27 protein-coding genes and 1 pseudogene are annotated in these 26,061 nt (G+C 60.3%); 9 read left to right on the forward strand and 19 right to left on the reverse strand.

The genetic code is table 11. The features are described 5' to 3' along the window. Window positions 1-3: 3 nt before the first annotated feature. Window positions 4-1,092 (forward strand): ParB/Srx family N-terminal domain-containing protein, encoded by a 1,089-nt coding sequence (locus AC3WMT_RS10980; protein WP_256583546.1) that lies wholly within the window; start codon window positions 4-6, stop codon window positions 1,090-1,092. A gap of 34 nt (window positions 1,093-1,126) precedes the next feature. Here the strand turns inward: AC3WMT_RS10980 and dsbG are convergent, their stop codons facing one another. From dsbG to AC3WMT_RS11000, 4 genes are all read right to left on the reverse strand, one after another. Beyond that, on the reverse strand, window positions 1,127-1,897 hold the full coding sequence (gene dsbG / locus AC3WMT_RS10985) for a thiol:disulfide interchange protein DsbG (protein ID WP_103304794.1): 771 nt from the start codon (window positions 1,895-1,897) through the stop codon (window positions 1,127-1,129). Continuing rightward, a complete protein-coding gene (locus tag AC3WMT_RS10990) occupies window positions 1,873-2,748 on the reverse strand; it encodes a TlpA disulfide reductase family protein (protein WP_103304795.1) in 876 nt (291 codons plus the stop codon). The genes dsbG and AC3WMT_RS10990 overlap by 25 nt, the downstream gene beginning before the upstream one ends. Further along, a complete protein-coding gene (gene dsbD, locus AC3WMT_RS10995; RefSeq protein ID WP_103304796.1) occupies window positions 2,748-4,481 on the reverse strand; it encodes a protein-disulfide reductase DsbD in 1,734 nt (577 codons plus the stop codon). The genes AC3WMT_RS10990 and dsbD overlap by 1 nt, the downstream gene beginning before the upstream one ends. Window positions 4,482-4,578: 97 nt before the next feature. Then, the gene (locus AC3WMT_RS11000) at window positions 4,579-5,262 is read right to left on the reverse strand and encodes a hypothetical protein (protein WP_103304797.1); all 684 of its coding nucleotides are present in this window, start codon (window positions 5,260-5,262) and stop codon (window positions 4,579-4,581) included. Between the two features lie 414 nt (window positions 5,263-5,676). On the opposite strand from AC3WMT_RS11000, the gene AC3WMT_RS11005 reads away from it, so the two are divergent. The 5 genes from AC3WMT_RS11005 to AC3WMT_RS11025 all read left to right on the forward strand — a co-directional run bounded on the left by AC3WMT_RS11005 (window position 5,677) and on the right by AC3WMT_RS11025 (window position 10,235). Beyond that, window positions 5,677-6,357, forward strand: a complete 681-nt coding sequence (locus AC3WMT_RS11005) for a response regulator (protein WP_103304798.1) — start codon at window positions 5,677-5,679, stop codon at window positions 6,355-6,357. Further along, window positions 6,357-7,679, forward strand: a complete 1,323-nt coding sequence (locus AC3WMT_RS11010; RefSeq protein WP_103304799.1) for an ATP-binding protein — start codon at window positions 6,357-6,359, stop codon at window positions 7,677-7,679. The genes AC3WMT_RS11005 and AC3WMT_RS11010 overlap by 1 nt, the downstream gene beginning before the upstream one ends. Before the next feature lie 206 nt (window positions 7,680-7,885). Beyond that, window positions 7,886-8,371, forward strand: coding sequence for a GNAT family N-acetyltransferase (locus tag AC3WMT_RS11015; protein WP_103304800.1), 486 nt, complete (start codon window positions 7,886-7,888; stop codon window positions 8,369-8,371). 143 nt (window positions 8,372-8,514) lie between these two features. After that, a complete protein-coding gene (locus tag AC3WMT_RS11020; RefSeq protein ID WP_103304801.1) occupies window positions 8,515-9,927 on the forward strand; it encodes an aspartate aminotransferase family protein in 1,413 nt (470 codons plus the stop codon). An 83-nt stretch (window positions 9,928-10,010) separates the two neighbouring features. Beyond that, window positions 10,011-10,235 (forward strand): MbtH family protein, encoded by a 225-nt coding sequence (locus AC3WMT_RS11025; RefSeq protein ID WP_007917715.1) that lies wholly within the window; start codon window positions 10,011-10,013, stop codon window positions 10,233-10,235. Window positions 10,236-10,439: 204 nt separating this feature from the next. Here the strand turns inward: AC3WMT_RS11025 and AC3WMT_RS11030 are convergent, their stop codons facing one another. From AC3WMT_RS11030 to AC3WMT_RS11065, 8 genes are read right to left on the reverse strand one after another with little or no spacing between them, the layout of a single operon-like run. Continuing rightward, the gene (locus AC3WMT_RS11030) at window positions 10,440-11,345 is read right to left on the reverse strand and encodes a metal ABC transporter substrate-binding protein (protein WP_103304802.1); all 906 of its coding nucleotides are present in this window, start codon (window positions 11,343-11,345) and stop codon (window positions 10,440-10,442) included. Further along, the gene (locus tag AC3WMT_RS11035; protein WP_007917717.1) at window positions 11,346-12,245 is read right to left on the reverse strand and encodes a metal ABC transporter permease; all 900 of its coding nucleotides are present in this window, start codon (window positions 12,243-12,245) and stop codon (window positions 11,346-11,348) included. Then, complete coding sequence (locus tag AC3WMT_RS11040) at window positions 12,245-13,090, reverse strand: metal ABC transporter ATP-binding protein (protein ID WP_103304803.1); 846 nt, start codon at window positions 13,088-13,090, stop codon at window positions 12,245-12,247. Before AC3WMT_RS11040 ends, AC3WMT_RS11035 begins: the two co-directional genes overlap by 1 nt. After that, the gene (locus AC3WMT_RS11045; RefSeq protein WP_103304804.1) at window positions 13,087-14,016 is read right to left on the reverse strand and encodes a metal ABC transporter substrate-binding protein; all 930 of its coding nucleotides are present in this window, start codon (window positions 14,014-14,016) and stop codon (window positions 13,087-13,089) included. The genes AC3WMT_RS11040 and AC3WMT_RS11045 overlap by 4 nt, the downstream gene beginning before the upstream one ends. Window positions 14,017-14,051: 35 nt before the next feature. Next, window positions 14,052-14,627 (reverse strand): DUF6162 family protein, encoded by a 576-nt coding sequence (locus AC3WMT_RS11050; protein WP_103304805.1) that lies wholly within the window; start codon window positions 14,625-14,627, stop codon window positions 14,052-14,054. Further along, window positions 14,624-14,965: a hypothetical protein gene (locus AC3WMT_RS11055; protein ID WP_103304806.1), complete on the reverse strand. Its 342-nt coding sequence runs from the start codon at window positions 14,963-14,965 to the stop codon at window positions 14,624-14,626. The genes AC3WMT_RS11050 and AC3WMT_RS11055 overlap by 4 nt, the downstream gene beginning before the upstream one ends. Continuing rightward, the gene (locus AC3WMT_RS11060) at window positions 14,962-15,504 is read right to left on the reverse strand and encodes a PA2404 family protein (RefSeq protein WP_103304807.1); all 543 of its coding nucleotides are present in this window, start codon (window positions 15,502-15,504) and stop codon (window positions 14,962-14,964) included. The genes AC3WMT_RS11055 and AC3WMT_RS11060 overlap by 4 nt, the downstream gene beginning before the upstream one ends. Next, window positions 15,501-16,700, reverse strand: a complete 1,200-nt coding sequence (locus AC3WMT_RS11065; protein WP_103304808.1) for a PepSY-associated TM helix domain-containing protein — start codon at window positions 16,698-16,700, stop codon at window positions 15,501-15,503. Before AC3WMT_RS11065 ends, AC3WMT_RS11060 begins: the two co-directional genes overlap by 4 nt. Window positions 16,701-17,022: 322 nt before the next feature. Between AC3WMT_RS11065 and leuC the strand changes: the two genes are divergently transcribed. Continuing rightward, window positions 17,023-18,441, forward strand: a complete 1,419-nt coding sequence (gene leuC, locus AC3WMT_RS11070) for a 3-isopropylmalate dehydratase large subunit (RefSeq protein ID WP_103304809.1) — start codon at window positions 17,023-17,025, stop codon at window positions 18,439-18,441. Further along, on the forward strand, window positions 18,438-19,052 hold the full coding sequence (gene leuD, locus AC3WMT_RS11075) for a 3-isopropylmalate dehydratase small subunit (RefSeq protein ID WP_103304810.1): 615 nt from the start codon (window positions 18,438-18,440) through the stop codon (window positions 19,050-19,052). The genes leuC and leuD overlap by 4 nt, the downstream gene beginning before the upstream one ends. Before the next feature lie 119 nt (window positions 19,053-19,171). Here leuD and AC3WMT_RS11080 read toward each other — a convergent pair. From AC3WMT_RS11080 to soxR, 4 genes and pseudogenes are all read right to left on the reverse strand, one after another. Then, window positions 19,172-19,636 (reverse strand): annotated as a pseudogene (locus tag AC3WMT_RS11080) (LysR substrate-binding domain-containing protein); the annotation flags it as partial. 51 nt (window positions 19,637-19,687) lie between these two features. Beyond that, window positions 19,688-20,563: an alpha/beta fold hydrolase gene (locus AC3WMT_RS11085; protein ID WP_103304812.1), complete on the reverse strand. Its 876-nt coding sequence runs from the start codon at window positions 20,561-20,563 to the stop codon at window positions 19,688-19,690. A 233-nt stretch (window positions 20,564-20,796) separates the two neighbouring features. Then, window positions 20,797-21,255, reverse strand: a complete 459-nt coding sequence (locus AC3WMT_RS11090) for a VOC family protein (protein WP_103304813.1) — start codon at window positions 21,253-21,255, stop codon at window positions 20,797-20,799. A 292-nt stretch (window positions 21,256-21,547) separates the two neighbouring features. Then, the gene (gene soxR, locus AC3WMT_RS11095; RefSeq protein WP_103304814.1) at window positions 21,548-21,997 is read right to left on the reverse strand and encodes a redox-sensitive transcriptional activator SoxR; all 450 of its coding nucleotides are present in this window, start codon (window positions 21,995-21,997) and stop codon (window positions 21,548-21,550) included. Between the two features lie 93 nt (window positions 21,998-22,090). On the opposite strand from soxR, the gene AC3WMT_RS11100 reads away from it, so the two are divergent. Continuing rightward, complete coding sequence (locus AC3WMT_RS11100; RefSeq protein WP_103304815.1) at window positions 22,091-22,456, forward strand: antibiotic biosynthesis monooxygenase; 366 nt, start codon at window positions 22,091-22,093, stop codon at window positions 22,454-22,456. On the opposite strand, the gene AC3WMT_RS11105 is transcribed toward AC3WMT_RS11100, so the two are convergent. The 3 genes from AC3WMT_RS11105 to ssuD all read right to left on the reverse strand — a co-directional run bounded on the left by AC3WMT_RS11105 (window position 22,453) and on the right by ssuD (window position 26,057). Continuing rightward, window positions 22,453-23,556, reverse strand: a complete 1,104-nt coding sequence (locus AC3WMT_RS11105) for a sigma-54 interaction domain-containing protein (protein WP_103304816.1) — start codon at window positions 23,554-23,556, stop codon at window positions 22,453-22,455. The genes AC3WMT_RS11100 and AC3WMT_RS11105 overlap by 4 nt on opposite strands. A 36-nt stretch (window positions 23,557-23,592) precedes the next feature. Further along, entirely contained in the window at window positions 23,593-24,780 is a 1,188-nt protein-coding gene (locus tag AC3WMT_RS11110; RefSeq protein ID WP_103304817.1) for an acyl-CoA dehydrogenase family protein, read from the reverse strand. 131 nt (window positions 24,781-24,911) lie between these two features. Then, window positions 24,912-26,057, reverse strand: coding sequence for an FMNH2-dependent alkanesulfonate monooxygenase (gene ssuD / locus AC3WMT_RS11115; protein ID WP_103304818.1), 1,146 nt, complete (start codon window positions 26,055-26,057; stop codon window positions 24,912-24,914). Window positions 26,058-26,061 lie beyond the last annotated feature (4 nt).

Here is a 26,061-nt window from a genome sequence, read left to right on the forward strand (position 1 = left end):
CTTGTGAACGACGATGAAAACTTGTGGGGCTTTGCCCGCAATGATGTTCGTAAAGGATCTGCTGTGAAGCAATTTTACTGGCGGGATCTCAAGGATCTTGAGGAAAACTGGGTCGGGCTGAGCGTTGAGGTCAAACGCTCGAAGTCGAGCAAACCGCCACTGCATTTGCTCAGTGGCAACAATGCTCGAATGAAGTTGATGCTCAATGACGTCCCGTTGTTCTGGGGCACTATCGCCACTTCGTATTACGGCGCGTGGTTGGTGCGCAACCCTCAGCCCATTCAAGCGGATTCGCCATCCGTCCCCGCTATTGGCTCGGCTGACGTTCAGGAACACTTTGAGTTACCTCCCGACCAGCGCATACGCGGCTGGTGTCGCTACTTCATTAACGAGCTGATGGAGAATCAGGCCGATTTTCTCTACCCCGGCCATTGGGTGGCGCGACCAATGTTGCCCCATGCCGGGCGCAGTAAATCCGGCGATGGCTCAAGTGGCTGGTATTTCTCCACACTACCTGATGCATCCAGTCATTTGCCGAACTGGTACGCACGTGGTGAGGGCATTCTCGATAACGTGCAAGCGCAAACCGTGCATTGGCTCGATTGGGATCTGGGCCATATTATCGGCGTGCATGCGGTGGACCCGCTGGCAGGTCGTCTCAAGTGGTGGCGTAAGAAAGCCAGAGAGGGCAGTTTGCCGCCGGTATTGCTGTGGTACGTGGGAGGGTTGTGCTCATACGTGATTATCGATGGGCACTATCGGTTGCAGGCAGCGCTCGATGAGGGTGTCCAACCCACTTTTATTGTCGTGAGCTCCACTGACGCTCGGCAGGTCAAATTGTGCGAAGAGACGCAACAGCGGGTGTTCAGCTCACTGATGATGCAGAACGCGAAAAATCCGGACTTTGATGTACGAACATTGAATCAGGCACTGATCAACACGTTTGACGATCGCCCCTACCATCGCGCGGGCACCCACGCTTGGGCTGGTATTGCGTCAGATCAGCAGTGGGTCGCCGAGGTCACGTCATTCTTGAAGGAACAGGGGACGGCAGACAATCTGGATGACATCGTCGGCCGATGCGAGTGGTAATGGCTCCCGCACCCGATGCAGGAGCCCGTGATCTTTACTTAGGCCCGAGAATCTTCACCAACTTGTCCGGCGAAGGCGCGCCTTGCTGTTGTTGCAGTTCACCCTTGTCATCCATGTAGAAAATCGCCGGCGTCGCCTGCAATTCCAGGTCTTCCATCAACTGCATGTTTACCGCCAGTTTGCTCTGCACCGCTGCTGGAATGTCCTTCAAGGCTTTGAGCGAACTGCCCTTGCCGGCCTTTTCGTGATCTTCCAGGGCTTTGCTCGGATCCTTGGCCGCCAGCAGTGCGGCGGATTTGCCCGGGCTGTCCTCGCGGATGATGCCAACCATGATGTGCCGCAACTGTACCTTGCCGGCCTTGACCCAAGGTCGGGCCTGTTCCCAGAACATGTTGCAGTACGGACAGTTCGGATCGCTGAACAGATACACGGTGCGTGGCGCATCCTTATTGCCGTCCTGAATCCAGTTGCTCGCCTCGAACTTGGCCCAGACTTCCTTGGCCAGCGGTGCGTAGACCAGTTTCTGCAACGGCTCGCTGCTCAAGTCTTTGCCGTCGGCGTCGTACAAATTGCCCAGCAGCACGTGTTTACCGTCCGGGGTCAGGTACAGCGCCATGCCACGGTTCTGGTATTGCGCGGCATAACCGCGCAAACCATCCGGTGCGTCGAACTGGCCGACAATTTTTGCGCCCTTGGCTTCGATCTGCTTGATCGCAGCGGGCAGTTCTTCGGCGGCCTGAACCGACGGCAGTTGCAGCAGGGCAGTGCCCAGGGTCAGCGTCAGCAGGTGGCGGAGGCGGGGCATGGCAGTTTCCTTGCAGAGGTGGCCGGTACGGCAGTCGAATCAGGATTCGGGACGTCGAAGTTTTCCAGGGCGCGGGCCAGGCTCGCGTTGGACAACTCGCCCAGGTGGCTGGCCAACAGGCGACCATCAGGGTTATAGAACAGGGTAGTCGGCAATGCCATGGAACCCACGGCCTGGCCCAGTCGACCGCCGCGATCAAACAACACGTTGTTCAGGCTCAGGCCTTGGGTTTCGAGAAAAGTCGCCACGCTCTGCATGCTTTCGGCCTGGTTGACGAACAGGAAGGTCAGGTCCGGGCGTTGCTGCTGGGCATTTTCCAGTACCGGCATTTCACGCCGGCACGGTGGGCACCAGGTCGCCCAAAGGTTGATCACCAGCGGGCCGCCCTGATAGTCGCTGAGCTTGATCGTCTCCCCGGCAGCGTTGCGCAGGTCGATGTTCGGCAGCCGAGTGCCTTGTTCGTAGATGTTCAGCGACAGCGTCGCCAGCAACCAGAACACCACACCACTGGCCACGCCAAACCCCAACGGCCGACGCAAACCCGGACGACGCCAGCCGCGATACAGGGCGGCGAGCAGCAAGACAATCACCCCCGGCCAGGCGAGAAAACCGCCATCGCGCAGGTCAACGATTTGCCATGGATCATTGCGATAGTGGCTCCAGTACAGAGCGACAAACGCAACGCGGGCGGCGAGCATGCCCAGCAGAAACAGGCTGAACAGCGCCGACTCGGGATTATCGCCACCGCGTTTGGCCACCCGCCAGCCGACGAAGGTCGCCAGTGCCAATGCACTGATCAGCAGCAGGTGGTTAAGCGCGATGGCAAAGGTGCCGAGGGTGAATGTCAGCATCAGTTGGCGTCTCGGGTGGTGGTCCAGCGTTGCAGAAACGTCTCGGCATCGACTTCACCGGTAATGCGCTGGCTGCGTCGTTCCTCGCCGTTGGCGCCGATCCAGACAAAGCTCGGCGGCCCCGGCACTTTGTAACGGCCGAGCAGTTCACGGCTGGCGGCATTGTCGGCGGTGACATCCAGGCGTAGCAGGCGTACGTCGCTCAACGCCTGCATCACCTGGTCCTTGCCGAACACCTGCTTCTCCATGACTTTGCACGACACGCACCAGTCGGCGTAGTAATCGAGCAGGACCCATTGGCCCTGTGCCTTGGCGGTATCGAGTTCGCGTTGCAGCGCTGCGGGGTCGTTGATCGTGATGAACGCGTCATGACCACTGGGTGCAGCGCTGGCAACACGGCCGCCGCTGTAAACCTGCAACGGCTGATACGGATCGTCGCTGCCGCCCGCCGCACCGATCACCAACAAACTGCCCCATAACCCGAGCAGCAATCCCGTAGCACCGAACAACTGTGCGACACGGCCAAAGCCTTCCGACTGTTTCCAGGCGCAATAAGCCGCGATCAACAGCAGGGCGCCGCACAGACCGAGCCACAACGATGGATCGAGCACCGGGCGCAGCATCAGCAAGGCCGTGGCGAGGAAGAGGAAACCGAACACGCCTTTGAGCAGGTTCATCCACTCGCCGGGTTTTGGCAGGAAGCGATTACCGACGGTCACCAGCAACAACAACGGCACACCGATGCCGATCCCCAGCGAGAACAGAATCAACCCGCCGTGCAGGGCGTTGCCACTCTGTGCGATGTACAGCAACGCGCCGGCCAGTGGCGCGGTCATGCACGGGCCGACCAACAGGCCCGACAGCGCGCCGAGTACGCCGGCGCCAATCAGGCTGCCGCCGCTGCGACTGCGCGAGGCATGTTCCAGCCGATCTCGCAGCGCCACCGGCAATTGCAATTCAAAGAAGCCGAACATCGGCAACGCCAGCACCACGAACACGGCCGCGAAGGCACCCAGCAGCCACGGATTTTGCAACCACGCCTGAAGATTGGCTCCAAGCAGCGCGGCAATCACGCCCATCGCCGCATAGACCAGCGCCATACAGATCACATAACTGCCAGCCAAGGCGAAACCTCGACGAGGCGTCGCGCCACTCCCCACAATCATTCCGGCCAGAATCGGCAGCATCGGCAACGTGCAGGGGGTGAAGGCCAACAGCAGGCCGAGGCCGAAAAACACCAGCAGGCTCCAGCCCAGCGCCCGTTGCTGCAGGCTGCTGGCCAGCGCTTGATCCGGTGCTTCGGCGCCGGCAGCCGGGGTCGCTTTACCGCCCAGGTCAATCACCCGGGTTTGCGGCGGATAACACAGGCCAGCATCGGCGCAGCCTTGATAACTGACTTTGATCTGACCGGTGGCCGCCGCCGGGATTTTCACTTCCAGGCCTTGGCGATAAACCGGTTGTTCGCCGAAAAACTCGTCGCTGTGGGATTCGCCTTCGGGCAAGGCTGGCTGCTGCTCAGCGGCCAGTCCATCGAATTTCAGGCGTTTCTGATACAGGTAATAGCCGTCGGCAATCTGCCAGAACAGCTGATTCTCACCGGACTCCAGACGTTCAGAGGTGAGGACGAACGCCTTATCGACCGGCAAGAATTCCGGTTTCGTTTCGAAAGGATTACTTCCCGCCTGGGCCAGGCCCGAGATCAGCAGAGCAAACAAAAGAAAAAAATGACGCATGGAGGAGCCTTGTCCCTGTGCAAGTGAGATGCAGAATGGGTGGCGGCGATTAACCGATAATTAACCCTATCCTACAAGCCCCTCCATGATTGGCCAATCAGTCGCGCAACAAGCCTGGCCAGCGCCTTTCATCAACCTCGTAGGGGCCATGTACACTTGTACCTGAATAGGTCACGTACTCATTGTTGGTAAGGAAGAAATAGATCCTTGTGGGGTCTGGCACATCATTTTGTACCACTGCGATAATTCGATCTTTATAGCGCGATAATCCGGGCCAGTTACGGTGGTTGATAGTGTCGCGTCTGACTCTGCCGTTCGTCACGTTCAGTACGAGACAATGGCCATCATTCAGGATGAATCGGAAAAGTTCGCTTTTAGGGTTGGACCCCCACCAGAAACCTCCGATGATGCGATCGAAATAAGGTAGCAGGCGATACCACATTGATTCTTCAACGCGTTGGAAACCCATGTTCTTGTCGGTGTCCTGGTTGTACCAGTTCACTGTCGGAATTCCATCCTGATAAGAAAACAACCAGAGGATGTCACGATCGTCGAAGAACAGGTCTTGCCTGGGGATTCCGGTCGTAGTAAAGCCGAAACGCAAGGTCGTCATATCAGTGAGGGTATCCCAGCCTCCGGCGACCGGTCTCGGATAACCTGAGGGAACTTCATTGTCGCCGATATTGAATCGAGAGTAAGTGTTGGTGTCTCTGAAAAAAAAATAGATCCGGTCTTTTCCGGAACGCCAATCCACGGCGACAAAATTTTTTAATGCGGGCATATCTTGATCCTTTAATTTAAATAGGGTGAATGTGTTGCTTTGAGTTGCTCTGCGCTAGCTCTTTCATGAAGTGATTAAGTTGCGCATAATTTCGAGTCAATGGTTGTTATCGATTTATTTGCGTGCCGGGGAGCCAGTCAATAGAGATGATTCGTTATAGTTTGGATATGTTATACAAATAAATTTTGTGGCTGTTTAAGTTGTCTGTTTTAAATTAATTGATTGGGCTGTTTATATATAGGCGAAAAGTGTTTCTTTATTAGTGAGAGAGGATTGAACGCCCGGTGACTGTGGCTTTTCGCGCCAGGTTTTATGCAGCGGTTTTTATCCCGCCTTCCCGGGAACCTCGGTGACGGCCATAATTGCCGCTTAATCCTCGCCTGCTTCACTCGCCTTTTTATTCACGGAGCACCCATGCACGTACTGGTTTGCGAAGACGACGAGCTGATCGCCAGCGGCATCGTTGCCGGTCTCACGGCTCAGGGGCTGACCGTCGAACACGTCAACACCGCGTCCAAGGCGCGGGCGATGCTCAAGGTTGCCGAGTTTGATGTCATGGTGCTTGATCTCGGCCTGCCCGACGAAGATGGTCTCAAACTGTTGCAGCAGCTGCGCCAGCACGGTCTGGAAATTCCGGTGCTGATTCTGACCGCGCGCGATTCGGTCACCGACCGGGTCGATGGCTTGCAGGCCGGCGCGGATGATTACCTGCTTAAACCGTTCGATCTGCGCGAGCTGTTCGCGCGTCTGCAAACCTTATTGCGGCGAGTGGCCGGGCGCAGTGTCAACCTGATCGAACACGGCGCGCTGACCTACGATCCGAGCAGCCGCGAAACCACCTTGGCCGGACAACCGGTGGATTTGTCGCGACGTGAGCAATCACTGTTGCAGGCCTTGTTGCACAATCGCGGCCGGGTGCTGTCGACCGAGCAGTTGAAGGACAGCGTCTACGGTTTCAACGATGAGCTGGAAAGCAACGCGTTGAATGTGCATATCCATCACCTGCGCAGCAAACTCGGCAAAGGCATCGTCGAAACCGTACGCGGTCTGGGCTATCGCTTGGGCCCGGCCGATGGTGGAGATCAAGGCAAGTGATGAGCCTGCGACTGCGCCTGAGCCTGACCCTCGGCGCTGCGTTCGCGCTGATCTGGGCTCTGGCGGCAGCCTGGATGCTCAGCGATCTGCGCAACCAGATGATGTTCTCCCTCGACCAGCGTCTGGTGGCGTCGGCGCGCATGGTCGCCGGGCTGCTGGAGCAACTGCCGGCGCTGCCGAGCAAGGGCGAGGGCACCCATTTCAGTGCCGAGCAACTGAACATTCCCGGTGGCATGGCGTGTCAGGTCAGTTCGCTGCGCGGGGAAATTCTTGCTCGCAGTCACAACCATCCCGAACAAGCGCTGGAGGCCGAAAAAATGGGCTTTCACGACCAGATGATCGATGGTGCGCCATGGCGCAGCTTCACCCTGGCTCGCGGCGATGTGCGGATCACCACGGCGGATCGGCAAATCGAGCGCGAAGCCCTGAACATGTCGATCCTGCTGGCGGCTTCGGTGCCTGTCGGTGTGGCGCTGCTCGGCTGTCTGTGCCTGCTGTGGCTGGGCATCGGCCAGGGGCTGGCACCGCTCAACCGCCTGCGCGAAGCCTTGATGCGGCGCAATGCCGACTCGCTTGAGCCGTTGCAATTGCAGTCGTTTCCCAGCGAATTGAAGCCGTTGCTCGACACCCAGAATCAACTGTTCCAGCGCATCGGCAAGACCCTTGAACGTGAACGTCGATTGACCGGTGATGCCGCCCACGAATTGCGCAGCCCGCTGACAGCGATCAAGACGCACCTGCAAGTGGCGCGGATGACCGACGGCAGTGCCCGCGATCAGTCGCTGGCGCGGGCCGAGGAAGGCGCCGACCGGCTGCATCGCACGCTTGAACAATTGCTGTTGCTGGCGCGGGTGGAGGGCAGCCTGTCGTTCGACGATGGCTCGCAATGCAGCGCCGAGCAAGTGGCCAGGCTGGCGATTGCCGATGCCACGGGCGGTGAGCGTCTGCGGATCAAGTTGCACCTGCCGCCCGAGCTTTCCACAGCGCCGTTGCACATGCCTGCGGTGCTGTCGATTGCTGCGTTGCGCAATCTGCTTGATAACGCTTTGCGCCATACCCCTGAGGACTGTGCGGTGGAGTTACGTCTGGAAACCATTGGCAACCGCGTACGTTTCGTCGTGCGTGACCATGGCCCGGGCATTGCGCAGGATGATCTGCAGCATCTGACTCAGCGCTTCTGGCGCAACGGCCAGAGCACCGGCTGTGGCCTCGGCCTAGCGATTGTCCAGGCGATCGTCCAGCGTTGCGACTGTGCCCTGCATTTCGACAGCCGCCCGGATGGCTTGCGCGTCGAGCTGACCATGCCGTTGCAAGCCGTCTGAATTCGCCACTATCCCTTGTAGGAGTGAGCCTGCTCGCGATAGCAATCGTTCAGTCCCATGAGTGGGGAATGAACGGACGCTATCGCGAGCAGGCTCACTCCTACAGGGGGGCGCACATCAAATGTAACTTCTCTCCATTGGTTATTCGCTGGCGGTGACGCTAAGGTCAGCGCAGCTTTGACTCAATGGATTGAGGGGACAGCGCCATGGAAGCACCCATCTGTATTCGTCCGGCCGTTCTGGCCGACGTCGGAATCATCAGCCGTATCATCGAACGCTCGATCCGCTTCGGTTGCGCGCTCGATCATCGCAATGACCCCCAACTTGTCAGCGACTGGATCGGTCAGCAGTCCGCCGATTACATCAGTGCCCGGCTGGCCGATCCGCGCTTCTACCTGAGTATCGCCTTGCTGGCGGACAAACCGGTCGGTGTCGGCATGGCTCAGGCCAGTGGTGACATTGTGCTCTGCCACGTTCAACCGGAATTCTTTCGCCGGGGCGCAGGGCGAGCGCTGATGAGCGATCTGCAAGGCTGGCTGCGAGGGCGTGGTGTGTTCCATGCGCACCTGAACAGCACGCGCACCGGGGAAGCGTTTTATCGCCATCTCGGCTACCGCGAATCTGCCCCACGCCTCGTCCATAAAGGCTTGCAGATCCTGCCCATGTCCACGCCACTGGCAATGTCCGGATGATCAGTCGCTCAAGGGGCTAAATCCTCGCCTCGCTTAAGCGTTTCCAGAACAGGAAAACCTGCAAGTGCGCCCCGCAACCGGAATGCGCACCTGTCCGGTGTGCTGTTTTGGTCACAATCCATAGCGAATTGAGGGGTCGAGAGATGTCAGTCGCCACCAGCCTTATCGAAGAGTCATCGGCCCGGGTCAGCTCGGCGCCAGCAGAAACGTTGTACCAGTTCAACGAATCGCCACTGCTGGCCCGTCAGGCCCGGCAGGAATCCAATGCCCGCAGCTATCCGCGCCGCATCCCGCTGGCACTCAAACGCGCCAAGGGTCTGTACGTCGAGGACGTTGAGGGCCGGACCTTCATCGATTGCCTGGCCGGGGCTGGCACGCTGGCACTGGGGCATAACCACCCGGTGGTGATCGAGGCGATCCAGCAGGTGCTGGCCGATGAACTGCCGCTGCACACGCTGGACCTGACCACGCCGGTCAAGGATCAGTTTGTCCAGGATCTGTTCGGCCTGCTGCCGCCGGCACTGGCGGCGCAGGCGAAAATCCAGTTCTGTGGTCCGACCGGCACCGATGCCGTCGAAGCCGCGCTGAAACTGGTGCGTACCGCTACCGGGCGCAGTACCGTGCTGTCGTTCTCCGGCGGTTATCACGGCATGAGCCAGGGGGCGTTGAGCCTGATGGGCAGCCTGGGACCGAAAAAACCGCTGGGCGCCTTGCTCAGCAGCGGCGTGCAATTCATGCCGTTCCCGTATGACTACCGTTGCCCGTTCGGGCTCGGTGGCGATGCGGGTGTGAAAGCTAACCTGAGCTATCTGGACAACCTGCTCAACGATCCCGAAGCCGGCGTGCAATTGCCGGCGGCGGTGATCGTCGAGGCGGTGCAGGGCGAGGGCGGTGTGATTCCAGCCGACATCGAATGGCTGCGCGGCTTGCGCCGCATCACCGAGAAAGCTGGCGTAGCCTTGATCGTCGATGAGATCCAGAGTGGGTTTGCCCGCACCGGCAAAATGTTCGCCTTTGAGCACGCCGGTATTACGCCGGACGTGGTGGTGCTGTCCAAAGCCATTGGCGGCAGTCTGCCGCTGGCGGTGGTGGTTTATCGCGACTGGCTCGACACCTGGCAACCGGGTGCCCACGCCGGCACGTTCCGTGGCAACCAGATGGCGATGGCCGCCGGTTCCGCCGTGATGCGTTATCTGGTGGAGCACAAGGTTTGCGAGCACGCCGCTGCCATGGGCGAGCGCCTGAGCGAACACCTGCACATCCTGCAGCGCGATTTTCCGCAACTCGGTGATATTCGAGGCCGTGGTTTGATGCTCGGCGTTGAGCTGGTCGATCCAACGGGCACGCCGGATGCGCTCGGCCATCCCCCCGCGTTTGCGCGTCTGGCGCCACTGGTGCAGCGCGAATGTCTCAAGCGCGGTCTGATTCTGGAGCTGGGCGGTCGTCATGGTGCTGTGGTGCGATTCCTGCCACCGCTGGTGATCACCGCAGCGGAAATCGACCGCGTCGCCGAGATTTTCGGTCGTGCGTTGGCTGCCGCCACCGCCGCTGTGTAAATTTTTCGCCGCGCCGAACGTTCTTTCTACATACCCGGCTGCATCCGATGTGCAGCCCACCCTTACAACGATGGAGAACCAGCATGACGTCAGTTTTCGACCGCGAGGACATCCTCTTTCAGGTCGTGGTCAACCACGAAGAGCAGTACTCGATCTGGCCGGACTACAAAGCCGTGCCTGAAGGTTGGCGCACCGTGGGCAAAAGCGGCCTGAAGAAGGAGTGCCTGGCCTATATCGAAGAAGTCTGGACCGACATGCGCCCACTGAGCCTGCGCCAGAAAATGGAAGCACAGGCTGCCGCTCAATAAGCTGCCGGCCAAAAAGAAACCCGCTGGACTGGTGACAGTCAGCGGGTTTTTTCATGGCTGGAACTTGTGGTGCCTTTTAGCCCCCCATCGCTGGCAAGCCTGCTCCCACTGTGATTTGCGGTGTGTACACCATTTGTGGAACACAACAAACCCTTGTGGGAGCTGGCTTGCCAGCGATGAACGATGACTCGGTCTCCAGTGCGATTACGCGCCGCTCAATCCCTTGAGCAGCAGATCCACATTCCCCTCAAGCTCAGCCACCGGATCCGCCGCATCGGTACTCAGCACCAGCAGACGACTACCCGACTCGGCAATCGCCGCTTTCACCGCGTCCGAAGGCTGCCGGTGATGCAACACCACCGCCACATCATTGTCCTTGAGCGTCGCCGTCAATTGCTTCAGATCCTGCGGCGTCCACTCGCTATCAGGACGTGGATCCTGTCCGATCAGCTCCAGGTTCAGGCTGCCGATCAGATAACCGAAGTGATCGCTCAGACTCATCACACTCAGGTTATCGGCACTGGCCAGACGCGCCTCACTGTCGGCACTGAGTTTGAGCAGGCGCTGTTTCAACGCCGCCAGATTCGCTTCGATCTTCGGTTTGGCAGCCGGTGCCAGACGCACCAGATCCGCCGCCATCACGTCGGCCATGCGTCCCATATTGTTGCTCGCCAGCCACGGCTGACTGTTCAAGCCATCGACCTTCGAGCCCGGTTGCACGGCGATGCCGGGCAGGGCGCCATCAACCGGGCGTGCGGCATCGACCTCGACGATACGGATATTGCTGCGTCGGGCGATCGGATACAGCGGATCATCGACCCACAGCGAACGCACGCCGATCACCGCGTCAGCCCCGGTCGCCAGTTTGCTCAGCGCCGGGGCGCCGCGACCGGTGAAATAGGCGGTCTGACGGCTGCCCGGCAAATTTGCCGGTGCGGCGCGTTCGAGGCTGATGTCAGTACCCTTGAGCAGCACTTCGCCCAAGCCGTAGGTGATCGGTAGCGAGGCCAGCACCCGCAAGGGCTTGCTGCTTTCAGCGGCCATCAGCGGAGTGCAGACCACGCCGCACAGGGCCATGGCCAGGGTCAGGTTGCGCAATGAAAACGTCATTTATCCAAGATTCCCTTTCAGACTCGGGACAACCCCGCGCGCGATGGCGGCGAGGGCGAAAGCAATGCCGGCGACCAGAATGATCGCGGCGCCGGACGGGATCGGCAGATCGAATACGATGGGGGCGAGAATTCCGCACAGCGTGCTGACGGTGGCGATCAGCACCGAACACCAGAAAAAGCCCTTGAGCGACTGACTGAGCAAGCGCGCCGCCGCTGCCGGAATCACCAGCAACGCGCCGACCAGAATCGCGCCGATGACTTTTACCGCCGCCACAGTGATCAGCGTGACCAGAATCACGAACAGGTAATCCAGGGTCTTCACCGCCACGCCGCGCACGGCGGCCAACTGAGGGTTGAAACTGGCCAGCATGATGCGGTTGTACAGCGGCAGCGCCAAAGCCATGACCAGTGAACCGACGATGGCCAGTACTGCCAGATCATTGCCATTGACGGTCAGGACTGAACCGAACAGCACGTTTTCCAGAATGTGCACGTTGATCTTGCCCGCCAGAATCAGTAGCAGACTCGCGCCCAGCGCCAGCGATACCGACAGGAACACGCCGATCAGAGTGTCCGGCGCCAGGCCGGTGCGGTTGCGCAGGTAATTGAGCAGAATGCCGAACAGCAGGCAGTAGCCGAACAGGCTGCCATACGGTCCGGTGTAAGGTTCGCCGAGCAGAATGCCGATGGCCACCCCGGTCAAGGCGGCGTGGCCGACCGCTTCGGAGAAAAACGCAAAGCGTTTCACCACCACCAGCGTGCCGAGCCCGCCCAGTACCGGGCCGATCAACAGGCCGGCGAGCAGCGCGTTGACCACAAAACCATAGGCCAGCGCTTCCGGCAGGTAACCGGAGGACGCCCAGCCCTGAACCATCAAGCGAAAGGCTTCATAACTCATCAGACAGCGCTCCGTGGATGGGTTGAAAACAGGCTCAGCAGACGTTCCGGGGTCAGCGCCTGTTGTGGCGTGGCATCGAACAGCACGCGACGGTTGAGGCCGGTGACGCGATTGGCCAGACGCCCGACTGCTTCCAGATCATGCTCGATCCACAGCACGGTAATGCCCGCCGCGCGCCAGTCGCCGAGCAGGCGCTCGAACACCTGGATCCCGGCCTCATCGAGGGCCGACATCGGCTCATCCAGCACCAGCAGTTGCGGGGCAGGGATCAGGCCTTGCGCGAGCAATACCCGCTGACGTTCACCACCGGACAACGCGCCCATGCGCCGTTTGCGTTTGTCCTGCATGCCGACCCGTTCCAGTGCCTCGCCGATGGCGCCGGCGTAGTGCTTGCTCAAGCCGAGAAACGCCGGGCGGCGCTGGCACATCGCAGCCATGAAATCGTCGACGGTCATCGGCAAGCCGCGATCAAACTCCAGCGCCTGCGGCACGTAGCCGATGGTGCCGGGCTCGCGGGGCCATTGCAGGCTGAGCTGGCCTTGGTGCGGCATCTGCCCGAGCAGGGTCTTGATCAGCGAACTCTTGCCGCCACCGTTGGGGCCGACCAGTGCATGGACGCTGCCGGGCTGAACCTGAAAGGTGACGTTGTCGAGAATCGTGGTGTGGCCCAGCGTCAGGCAAACCCCCGCAAAATCCAGCGTCGGCCCGAAACCCTGTAGGAGTGAGCCTGCTCGCGATAGCGGTGCGTCATTCGATAAAGATGTTGGTTTATCGGGCGCCTTCGCGAGCAGGCTCGCTCCCACAGGGGATTTGGAGGTGTCAGAAAGGGTTTCTTTTACAGTCATGCCCCCGACTCCTGAATCGCCCGAACCACGGTGTTGAGGTTGCCGGTCATTTCCTTTTCGTACTTGTCGGCGGTGTATTCGCCGTAGGAAATGTGCGACAGCGGGTACAGCTTCACACCCGACTCACGCTGAATGGTTTCGACGTACGTGGACGGGAAATCCATTTCCGAGAAAATCACCTTCACGTCCAGTTCGCGCAGTTGGTCGATGGTTTTCTTCAACTGGCTGGGGCTCGGTTCGATCCCGTGTGCAGGTTCGACCACGGCCGTCACTTCCAGGCCGAATTCGCGCAGCAGATAGTCGTAAGCCGCGTGGACGGTGGCGACACGCAGTTCGGCGTTCGGCGCCTGGGTCAGTTTGGCCAACGCATCGGCACGCATCTGCCGCAGGCGTTTGCCGTAGGCGCGAGCGTTCTGGGTGTAGGTCTTGGCATTGTCCGGATCAATTTTGCCCAACTCCCGGGCGATGTTGTTGACCTGCGCGATGGAGGCGCTGATCGACAGGAAGGTGTGCGGGTTGACCACTTTGCCGGCACCCCGTGCGGCGACTCCTGTGGCGGCCAGCAGCGGCACGTTTTCGTTGGCCTCGATGGTTTTGATCTTCGGTGTTTCGCTGGCGGCGATCATGCGGTCGGCGAAGTCATCATGGCCCACGCCATTAAGCACGATCACATCGAGGCCGCTGATGCGCTTGATGTCTTCGGCGCGCGGCTCGTAGGCGTGCGGGTTGAAACCGGCCGGGATCAACGGGACGACTTCGGCCTTGTCGCCGACGATGTTCGCCACATAGCTGTAATAAGGATGCAGGGTAATGCCGATGCGCAGGCGCTTGGCCTCATCGGCGCTGGCCAACGGGCTCAGCAGACAGGCGCAAAGGCCAAGCAGAAACAGACGTAATAAAGGACGACGAGGCAATGAAATGGACATGGGCAAACGGTCTTCTCTCGGTTGAGGGCGAGGAATCAATGGCGATGTTCGCGGGTAACCCCGGCATCGTATTGCGTGACGATCTGTTTCCAGCCAGCGGCAGACAGCGCAGCGTCGGTCAGATCCTGCGGCGCCGTGAGAGCGGCGTCACGGTTGAGCCAGATATCCGGCGCAGCCTTGTCGTCGCTGTCGATGCGCATCAGAAACGAACCGGCAACGGCAGGCGTCTGGCTGTGGCCGAAGTAGGCGGTGTCTGCCTGCATTTGCCAGGCATGACCGCCACGGCTGACGGAACTCGCGTCCTGCGCAAACGGCGCAAAACCTTCATCCGCGAGGTTTTGTGGCGTCGGCAGGGTTTTCTGCTCTTCACGCAGCAAGCGGATTTCGTCCAGGGTCACGCGCAGGTCGGCATAAATGCCTTGCTCGGCGGCACTCAGGTCGCGGCGAGCATCGAGTTGATCGCTCGCGACCGGTTCCGGGTCATGGGACACCCCGCGCCACGCCACCACGGAACCGGCCAGCGCGAGGATCAGCAGGCACAGCAGCAGAACGTTGAGGGTTTCATGACCGGCACCGGCCGGGCGCACGATTTGTGTGGTGGGCGTGGTCATGGGGCTTCGATATCCGCTTGGTCGATTTCGACGACGTGGCCGGGGCCGGCGTCGAACAGCACGTAGAACTCGGCGCCGGGTTTCTTGAAGGTCAGCGTCGAATCACTACCGAGCTTGCCCGGCACCAGAATGGTTTCGTCGTAGCCGATCACGTCCAGGGTCACCCCCGGTGCGCCACTGCCGTCGGAAAAACCACCGGTGCATTTGATCTGCTCGGCGTCGATGGCTTTGCATTCGCACATCGGGTTGTGCGCCAGGGCGCTGGCACTGAAACCGGCGCACAGCACCAGCAGCGCGGCGCCCAGCCGCAGGCGGGAAGGATGTTTGGCAGGGCTCATGGTTTGGCTCCTTGTTTATTCAGCCAGGCGACAGTGGCGGGGGAGGCCTGGCTCAGGGGAATCGAGGCCTGATGCATGCTGCCGTCCCAGCCTTCCATGGTGATCCACAGTTCTGCGTCGGTTTTGGTCTTTTCCGGGATCGGCATTTGTGTGCCCATGCGGTAGGGCGTGCCAAAGAAGATGGTTCCGGCTGCGCGCAGGCTGCGCGGCTTGCCGATGCGCAGGTAGGTGGCTTTGACCTGTTCGACACAGGTATCGCACAGGGCTGCGCTGAAGTCTTTCATGTAGCCGGCCGGGCCCGTGAGGATGGGGGCCTGGTCACGCAGTTCGGCCAGGCGCAGACTCCATGGCCCGACCTGGATATTGCCGATTTCATGTTGTCCCAGGCCGCTGTCGCCGCGGAACAACGAAGCGTCGGCGAAGTACTTGGGCATGAAGCCCAGCGGGATCAACAGCAACAGGATGTTGATATGAAACCGCCATTTGCGCCAGAAACGCGCCAGTGGCGAGGGCGCCGCAGTCGTTTTGGATTTGCTCATTGGGTGGCCTCCGAAGGTTCACGGCTCATGACCGCTTGTGCCTTGGTGCGGTTTTTCTTGTCTTCGCGTTTGAGCGCGTTCGCGGTAGCGAGGGCAGTGCGTTTGGTCCAGATCAGCAAGCCGCTGAGCACCATCATGCTCAGCAGCAGGCCGAAGAAAAACCAGATCAGCTTGATCCAGATACCGCCGAAGTCACCGGTGTGCAGCGGGCGCATGGATTCCGTGACGAACTCCAGCGAGGAGCGATCGGAGAGCAAACGTGAAGCGGCCATATCACCGTTGTACGGATTGAGTGTCGCGGTCTGGAACATCAACGGATACCAGCCGCGACCACCGACACTCATGTGGCTGTAAGCGTTACCCGGCAGGCTGACGAAACTGGCTTCCAGTCCCGGAATCTCCTGCTGAGCGATTTCGACGGCGCGATCCAGGCTGATGCGCGGGGGCGGCGTGCCGGCTGTGGAAATCGGCACGCTTTCACGGGACATGGCCGGAATGATCGGTTCACTCGAGATTGAAATCTGGTTGTCGAACAGGAACGCCCGAATCAGGAACCAGATGCCGGTGATGGAGATCACCGCAATGAACCAGATTGACCAGATACCGGACAGTCGATGGAAGTCGCCCCAGAAAATCCGTGCGCCGTGGCGCACTCGCAGGGTCGGGCGCAGAAAGCCTTTCCAGAAGCGTTTGTAGACCACCAGGCCGGTAATCAATGACACCAGCATCGGCACGCCGAGAAACGACACCAGGTACCAGCCCCAGCTGTAGCCGTTGGTGAACGGCACCAGCCACCAGCCGTGCAGGGCGCGGGTGAAAGCCTTGAAGTCGAAGGTGGGCGCGGTGCCCTGGATGACGCCGGTGTACGGGTTGACGTAGACCGTCAGCGAGCGCCCGTCGGGGTAGCTGACTTCGACATCGAGGGCAAAGTGCGACTCGTCCGGACGACTGATGCTTTCGACGATTGTCTGTGGCTCGGCTTTTTTGATCGCCGCCAGCACCTGATCGTAACTGAGCAGCGGGGCGTCATCCGACGGCTGGCTGGCGCGCATTTGCGGGTTGGCCAGCCAGACGATTTCCTGGCTGACCACCGCCAGTGTCCCGGTCACGCAGACGATCAGGACAAAAAACCAGATCGGCAACGCCAGCCAGCTATGCACCAGGAACCATAGTTTTGAACGGGATTTCTTCGACATGATTGCGCGTCTTGTTTTCGGTGGAAGGGAGCGGGCTACGGGCTTCGCAGCACGGGAATCCCCGAAAGGCGCTCGTGGCTTTTGCCTACGCGAACGGCCTGCATCTCTATAGGACGAATGAGCGTGGCAAATCCCGAAAAGCGATATGAAAGCAAATGTTTCGCAATTCGCTTGGTCAGCACAATTACCGCAGGGGACGGGACCTCGGGGCCCGGCAGATCAAACACGATTCATGGACGACGCGATCACTGTCTGCCGATTGATGGCAACTCGCCGCTGCCTATGATGGAGCTCACCCGGATTCCCTGCGTGAGTGCTGTTCATGACCCCCAGAACCCTTTACGACAAACACATCGATTCGCACACGGTGTGTCGCCTCGACGATCAGGGCCACGTCCTGTTGTACATAGATCGTCAGGTGATCAACGAATACACCAGTCCACAGGCCTTCAGCGGTTTGCGTGATGCCGGGCGCGAGGTATGGCGCCCGGGGACGGCGCTGGCGGTGGTCGACCACGTCAACCCGACCGCACCGCAGCGGGTCGCGGCGATGCCCGACGCGGGTGGCGCCCGGCAAGTGTCATATCTGGCGGAAAACTGTCGGGACTTCGGTATCGAATTGCTCGACATTCTCGACAAGCGCCAGGGCATCGAACATGTGATCGCCCCCGAGCAGGGTTTTATTCTGCCGGGCATGGTGATCGCCGCCGGCGACAGCCACACCACCACCTATGGCGCCCTCGGCGCTTTCGGTTTCGGCATTGGTACCTCGGAAATCCAGCATCTGCTGGCCTCGCAGACGCTGGTTTACAAACGCCTGAAAAGCCTGCGCGTGACAGTCGATGGCCAACTGGCGCCGGGTCTGACCTCCAAGGATGTGATCATGGCGCTGATCGCCCGGATCGGCGCGTCCGGGGCTACCGGCTACGCCATCGAGTTCTGCGGTTCGACCATTGCTGCCCTGAGTGTCGAAGCGCGCATGACCATCTGCAACATGGCGGTCGAGGCCGGTGCACGCGGTGCGTTCATGGCGCCGGACGACAAAGTATTCGCCTATCTCAAAGGCAAACCGCGTGCGCCTGAAGGTGAACTGTGGGAACGCGGAGTGGCAACGTGGCGTGAATTGCGCAGTGATCCGGGTGCGCGGTTTGACCGGGAAATTCATCTTGATGCGGGTCTGCTGGAACCGATGGTCACCTGGGGCACCAGCCCGGATCAGGCCGCCGCCATCGGTGCGCGAGTACCGGACCCACAAGACATCGACGACCCGATCCTGCGCCAGGACATGCGTCGCGCGCTCAATTACATGGGTCTTGAAGCGGGTATGGCGCTAGGCGATATCGTCATCAGCCATGCCTTTATCGGCTCATGCACCAATGCCCGGATCGAAGATTTGCGTGACGCCGCCAGCGTCGTGCGCGGGCAACAGGTGGCCGCGCATGTGCGGGCGATGATCGTGCCGGGCTCCAGCGAAGTTCGCGCTCAGGCTGAGGCTGAAGGGTTGGCGCAGATCTTTATCGACGCCGGTTTCGAATGGCGTCAGTCCGGTTGCTCGATGTGCCTGGCGATGAACGACGACGTCCTGGCCCCCGGCGACCGCTGTGCTTCAAGCACCAATCGCAATTTCGAGGGCCGTCAGGGCGCCGGCGCGCGCACCCATCTGATGAGCCCGGCGATGGTCGCCGCCGCTGCGATCAGCGGTCGACTCACCGACATCCGCCACTTTGGAGAACGCCCATGAGCCTGCAACCCTTCACTCAGGTCAGCGGCCAGGCCGCAGCGCTGCTCGCGGCCAACGTCGACACTGACGTGATCATGCCCAAGCAGTTTCTCAAGGGCATCGATCGTCAGGGGCTGGATCGTGGCGTGTTTTTCGATTTGCGTTTTCTCGCCGATGGCACGCCCAATCCTGCGTTCGTGTTGAACCAGCCGGCGTGGCAGGGCGCGAGTTTTCTGCTGGTCGGGCCGAATTTCGGCTGCGGCTCCAGTCGTGAACATGCGGTGTGGGGCTTGCAGCAGATGGGCATTCGCGCGTTGATCGGCAGCAGTTTTGCCGGGATTTTTTATGACAACTGCCAACGTAACGGGGTGTTGTTGATTACCCTGGAAGAGGCGCAGGTCCAGCAGATCGCACAACTGGTCAGTCAGCCCGACAGTGCGCGGATCAGTATCGACCTGGAGGCACAGCAGATCGGTCTGGCCGGTGGCTCGGTGATCGACTTTCAGATTGATACGCTGCGCAAGACGGCGTTGTTGCTGGGGCTGGATGCCATCGGCAGCACCTTGCAGCGCCGCGAGCAAATCAAGGCTTTTGAACGCGAGCATCTGGCCGCCAATCCCTGGCTGAATTGAAAGCGTAACTTGTGGGAGCCGGCTTGCCAGCGATGAGGCCGGCACATCTTGCATTTGTATTGGCTGAACCGACGCCATCGCTGGCAAGCCAGCTCCCACAGGGTTTTATGGTGGTTGGGCTACAGGGACAGATCCCGGAAATGCGCCTGCAAAAACTCCACACACGCACGCAATTTCCCCGAATGCGCCAGTCGCGTCGGGTACACCGCCCAGACGTTGGCACTTTGACTGTAATCCTCGAGCACTTGAACCAGACGTCCGTCATCCAGCAGCGGCTTCACATCCCACAACGAGCGCAGCAATATCCCACGCCCATCGAGCGCCCATTGCATGACAATCTCGCCGTTGTTCGACGATAAAGGCCCGCTGACCCGCACGCTTTCCTGCGTGCCGTCGCGATCCAGATTCCAGATGCCGAACGCGTTGTCGCGTTCCTTGATCACCAGGCAATCGTGTTGCTGCAACTCATCGAGCGTCTGCGGTGTGCCGCGTCGCTGCAGATAGCTCGGTGCCGCACACAGCACTCGCCGGTTGCTGACCAGACGCCGGCCGATGTGCTGGCCAGGAATATCGTCGCCCACACGGGCGCTGTCGGCAGAAGCCGCCAGCATAGCATCGACATTGGCAGGCTCCGTTCAGCGCAGAAAATCCAGCGCTTGCGCGAGCAGTAGTTGCGGGACTTCTTCGGCGAGATAGTGGCCGGCGGGCAGCGGCTGGCCTGTCACGTGCGTCGCCACTTGCTGCCATTCCCCGAGCGGATCGAAGCAGCGTCCGACGACACCGTCAGCGCCCCACAGCACCCGCAGCGGCAGATTCAAATGCTGGCTTGCGGCAATGTTGGCGCGATCATGCTCCAGATCGATGCCGGCGCTGGCGCGGTAATCTTCGCAGATCCCCCGAGCGCTGCCGGGTAGCTGCAAGCAACGCAGGTATTCACCGAACGCCTGTTCAGTGAACGGCTTGAGCCCGGCGCTGCGACTGCCCATCACGCTGCGTAGGTACGATTCGGGATCGGCCTCGATCAAGGTTTCCGGCAGCGGCGCCGGGCGGATCAGGAAAAACCAGTGCCAGTAGGCCCGGGCGAAGGCTTCGTTGGTTTGTGCGTACATCGCCAGGGTCGGGGCGATGTCCAGCAGCATCATGCGTTGCACAGCGGCGGGGTGGTCGAGGGCCAGGCGATGGGCGACCCGAGCGCCACGGTCGTGGGCGAGGATCGCAAACTGCTCGAAACCCAGCGCCTTCATCAGTTCGACGTTGTCCCGGGCCATTTCGCGTTTTGAATAATTGCGGTGCAGCGCATCGGCGGCGGGCCGACTGCTGTCGCCGTAACCGCGCAGGTCGGCGGCGACCACGGTGAAGTGCTCGGCCAGTTGTTCGGCGATTTTGTGCCAGATCACATGGGTCTGCGGATGGCCGTGCAGCAGCAACAGCCCCGGCCCGCTGCCGCCGAGTCGGTAGGCAATGTCGACGCCGTTGACGTGGCGCTGGTCTTTGAGAAATCCGGCAAACATCGGGCTGATCCTTTTTCAGGGTGCTTGTGGGATGCATCCTGAAATTGTCCGGGGTTCGGGGCAAGGGGCTAAATGTGGTGTGGCGGTTCATGAAGTGTGTTGTCAGTGATGGCCCATTCGCGGGCAAGCCCGCTCCCACAGGGAGCTTTAGTGTGACCACTATCTATGTCACCCCGCAAAATCCTGTGGGAGCGGGCTTGCCCGCGAAGAGGCCATTGATCACACAGCAAATCTCAACTCTGCTGGAACATCTCCATCGCCCGCTGCTTGATTTGCTCCTCGGTCAAATCTTCCTTGCGCGAGGCGAGAAACCACAGATGCCCGTACGGATCTTTCAATGTCCCGCTGCGATCACCATAAAACTGATCCTTGACCTCGGACACCGTCGTCGCCCCGGCATCCAGGGCCCGTTGAAATGATTTGTCGACATCCGTCACATACAGATGCAAACCGACCGAAATCGCTGTGTCCGGCCCGCTCAAGGGGCCTTGATCGCACGGCGTACCGAGCATGATCGCGCTGTCACCGATGCGCAGTTCCGCGTGGCCGACGCGGCCATCAGGCATGTCCAGGCGCATGACTTCGTTAGCGCCAAAGGCTTTCTTATAAAAGTCGATGGCCTCGGCGGCTTTTTCGATGCCGAGATACGGGGTAATGCTGTGATACCCCTCGGGGATGGGTTTTACGCTCATGACGTTCTCCCTGATTTTTGTTTTACGAAATGCGGCTTCACCGCATCGGCGGAAGAATCACTATAGAACTGTCTTCACGGCTAGGAATTTCGCCCGACGAGCAGTCACTTCACTTTGAACAGTTATATAACTGTGGCGAGGGGATTTATCCCCGATGGGTTGCGAAGCAGCCCTAAAACCTGCCGATTCATTCTTTCAGGATTACCGCGCTGGGAGGCTTAGGGGCTGCTTCGCAACCCATCGGGGATAAATCCCCTCACCACAAGTTTTACATTTACCCAGAAGATTTCACTCAGGTTGGAAAGTGCGCTCCCGGCCCTTGTTCGCCCAGCACATCGCCCTGATTGCGCAACGGGCACGCCTCCATCGACAGACAACCACAACCGATGCAGCCGGTGAGCCGGTCACGCAGCAACGTCAGTTGATTGATCCGTTCATCCAGTTCTCGCCGCCATCGCTCCGAGAGCATCTTCCAGTCCGCCGCCGTCGGTGCGCGATCGTCCGGGAGGATTTTCAGTGCCTCGCCAATCTCCGCCAGCGGAATCCCTAAACGTTGTGCGACCTTGATCAGCGCCACCCGGCGCAGCACGGCTCGCGCATAACGGCGCTGATTGCCGGCATTGCGCTGGCTCTTGATCAAACCCTTGGACTCATAAAAGTGCAGGGCCGTGACCGCGACACCGCTGCGCGCCGCGACCTCGCCAACAGTGAGTGGCTTGTGCACGTTTTCCTTGCTGATCATGCTGAAAAAGCTCTTGACCTTGACTTAACTAGAGGTTTTACCCTGCGGTTCTTCGAGTCGCAAGACTCGTTTTACGATGAGTGGGGACTTTTCATGCAAGCATCAGCGCAAAACCGCAGCTTTACCCAATTGATCGAATTCGAGATCGAGCCTCGGCAACAATCGTCGTTGGTCTCGGCACTGTCGTTGCAGACTGAACGCCTGGCCCAGCGCTACGACGGTTTTGTCAGTGCAAGCGTGCAAGCCAGCGACGATGGCCGGCGGGTCTTGAGTTTTTTGCAGTGGCAGACGCGCGAGGCCGGGGAGGCCGCGTTTCGCAGTTTCGAAAGCGGCGAGCAGGATTTCTGGCAGTTGATCCGCGCCCATCAGGCGAAAACCGTCACCTTCAATTCGTTCCAGGTGCTGAGCAGCATCGCCCGTAGTCACGACGATGCATTGCACTGCACCCTGGTCGGTTAGATCGACAACTGGATCAGCCGCTCACCTTGCAGGTTTTCCGTCATACGCCGCTTGTTCACCGCCAGTTCGCCGATCCTGATCAACCGCGTGCGGGTGACATTGCGGCTCAGACCGAGCAACGCTGCGGTGTGCACTTGGTTGTAATGGCAGAAGCGATAGGCGGCGCGTAGCAAAGCGTCTTCGACTTTTTCGTGCAACGCCCCGGCCTGTTGGGCGAAGAGTTTCTGGAAGGCTTGCTCCAGCAACGCTTCCGGTGAATCGTCGGGGCTGGCGTGGTGATCGTCCGGGCGTTCGATACGCAGGTTCGACAGACGCAAGTCATCGCGTTCGATCACACCGTTGCGGCAGATCAGCAGCGTGTGATGGATGACGTTTTCCAGTTCGCGGATGTTGCCCGGCCAACTGTAGCTGCGCAGCTTGTTTTCCGCGCCGGGGCTGATGCTGACCCGGCCGTAACCCAGACGCTGACTGTAGGCCTCGATGAAATGCCGGGTCAGCGGCAGGATATCGCCGGGCCGATCGCGCAATGGGTTCAATTCCAGATTGACCACGTTGAGTCGGTAATAGAGATCCTCGCGAAAATTCCCGGCGTTGATCGCTTTCTCCAGCTGCACGTTGGTCGCCGCCAGCACTCGCACATCAATGGGGATGCTTTTGCGCGACCCTAGCCGCACCACTTCGCGCTCCTGCAGTACCCGCAACAACTTCACCTGAATCGCCATCGGCAAATCGCCGATTTCATCGAGGAACAGCGTGCCGCCATCCGCTTCCTCGAACCACCCGGCCTTGGCACTCAGCGCGCCGGTGAAGGCGCCTTTTTCGTGGCCGAACAGTTCAGCCTCCACCAGTGACTCGGAAAACGCGCCGCAATTGACCGCGATGAATGGCCGATGACGGCGGTTGCTCAGGTTATGAATGTGCCGCGCTACCAGCTCTTTGCCGGTGCCGGTCTCACCGATGATCAGCACGCTGGCTTCGCTCGGCGCGACCTGTTGCAAATGCGCGAGCAGGGCCTGGGACTTCGGGTCTTCGAACACCTGCGCGGTGGCGCGGATCGACGTGGCCAGGGCGGGTGAGGGCGGTAGAGTCAGCAGTTGCATGGGCTCGTCCTTCTTTTTAGTTCAAATGCAGGCAGGTCAGGAATAGAAGGTCGGTACCGGCAGCGCCTGATTCAGCGCCCAGTCGCCCAGCTCATGGAGTTTGTAATCCAGCGGGTCGTGCAGGGTTTGCGTGCGCAGGTTGCGCCAGTGTCGATCCAGGCGCAGCGAGGCGTGAGTCGCCCGTGCGCCGGTGACTTCAAACAAGCGGCTGCAAATGTCGAGGCCCTGACGGCTGGCGGCGACTTTGGCGGTGGCAATCGCCGTGGCCAGATGTCCGCGTTCTTCGGCGCTGAGGTTCGGACCTTTGGCCCACGCCTGATCAAGCAGCGCTGCTGCGCGCTCGACCAGCAGGCGAATGCCTTCCAGTGCAACCCAGAACTCGCCGTAATGCGCGAGCACGTAAGGATCTTCACGCACATCGCGCGCGGCGGATTTGTGCCAGAGGCGGGTTTCGCTCAGGGTGTAATTTCGCGCTTCTTCGAAAGCCCCTTCGGCAATCCCGAGAAACATATGCGTGAAGGTCAGTTGCGCAATCAGTGGGCGCAGGCAGGCGAAAGGTGTGCTCAGCGGGCCGGGGTCGAGCAGCAGTTCCGATTCCTCGACCCGCACCCGTTCGAAGGTGGCGCTGCCGCTGTCGGTCTGGCGCTGGCCGATGTTGTTCCAGTCATCATGTAAGGTGATGCCACTGCGGCCCGTAGGGATCGCGGCGATGAGCAATTTGCCGCCAGCACTTTCATCCACTGCCGAGGCGATGAGCATCTGCGAGTCGGTGGCGCCGGAGCAGAAGCTTTTCTTGCCGGAAAACTCACGCCAGCCACCGAAGTCCTTGACCACCGTGCGGGTGTCGAGCGGATTCAAGGCGTTACCCCAAAACCAGTTCTGGCGGGCGGTCTGTTCGAACCATGGCTGCCATTGCTCGGTGCGAGAAAACAGGCGCACGGTGGCGAGCATCAGGTGATGAAAACCGAAGACGTGGGCGATGGAACTGTCGACTTTGGCGAACTCGCGGACGATCTGCAGGGTTTCACTCCAGCTCGCGCCGAGACCGCCGTAGCGGGTCGGAATGCTCAGGGCCAGCAGGCCGCTGTCACGCAGGGCATCGCGCTGGGCTTTCGGGGTGCCACCGCGCTCGTCGCGTTCGACGGCGGTCAGGGCAAATTCAGCGGCCAGTTGACGGGCAGTCTGCAAGGGGGACAGCAAGGTACTTTGCGGTTTGGCGGTCACGCGGTGTTCCTCATCAAATCGACGCGATTATCTGTAGGAGTGAGCCTGCTCGCGATGAGGTCAGCACAGTCGACATCACCGGCGCAGACACACCGCTTTCGCGAGCAGGCTCACTCCTACAGTGGGCGTTTTCAGGCCTTGGCTTGGGCGGGCAACACATCGTTGGCAATCATTTCGCCAAACGGCCCGGTGAGGTTGGTCACGCCGCGTCCGGCCAAGCGCGCGTATGGCTCCGGCAACAGCGGAAACACCAGTTCGGCAAACCGGTAAGCCTCTTCCAGATGCGGATAGCCGGAGAAAATGAAGCTCTCGATGCCCAGGTCCGCGTACTCCTTGATCCGCGCCGCGACTTGCTGCGGATCGCCGACCAGTGCAGTGCCGGCGCCGCCACGCACCAGGCCGACGCCAGCCCACAGGTTGGGTGCGATTTCCAGGTTGTCGCGACGGCCATCGTGCAATGCCGCCATGCGCCGCTGGCCTTCGGAGTCGAAACGGGAGAAGGATTTCTGCGCCGCCGCAATGGTTTCATCACTGATGTGTTCGATCAGTTTGTCCGCCGCCTTCCACGCTTCCTCGGCGGTCTCGCGGACGATCACATGCAAGCGAATGCCGAATTTGACCTTGCGACCATGACGCGCCGCACGCTCGCGCACATCGGCAAGTTTCTCGGCGACGGCAGCCGGCGGTTCACCCCATGTCAGATAGACGTCGACTTGTTCAGCGGCGAGATCATGTGCTGCGTCGGACGAGCCACCGAAGTACAGCGGCGGATAAGGCTTCTGCACCGGCGGGTACAACGCCTTGGCGTTCTGCACTTTGAGATGCTTGCCTTCAAAATCCACTGATTCGCCTTGCAACACCCGGCGCCAGATCCTGAGGAATTCGTCGGTGACTTCGTAGCGTTCGCTGTGGCTGAGGAAACTGCCATCGCCTCGGTTCTCGTCCGGATCGCCGCCGGTCACCACGTTGATCAACAAGCGGCCGTTGGACAGTCGATCCAGCGTCGCCGCCATGCGCGCCGACACCGTCGGCGAAATGATCCCCGGGCGAATCGCCACCAGATAACGCAGGCGTTCTGTCAACGGCACCAGCGCCGAGGCGATCACCCACGAGTCCTCGCAGGAGCGTCCGGTGGGAATCAGCACACCGTGATAACCGAGACTGTCCGCGGCTTGCGCGACTTGTTTCAAATAATTGAGCGTGACCGGGCGCGCACCTTGAGTGGTACCCAGGTAGTGGCCGTCGCCGTGGGTCGGCAGGAACCAGAAAACATCCATGAAC

The organism is Pseudomonas sp. FW305-7 (genome assembly GCF_058786735.1).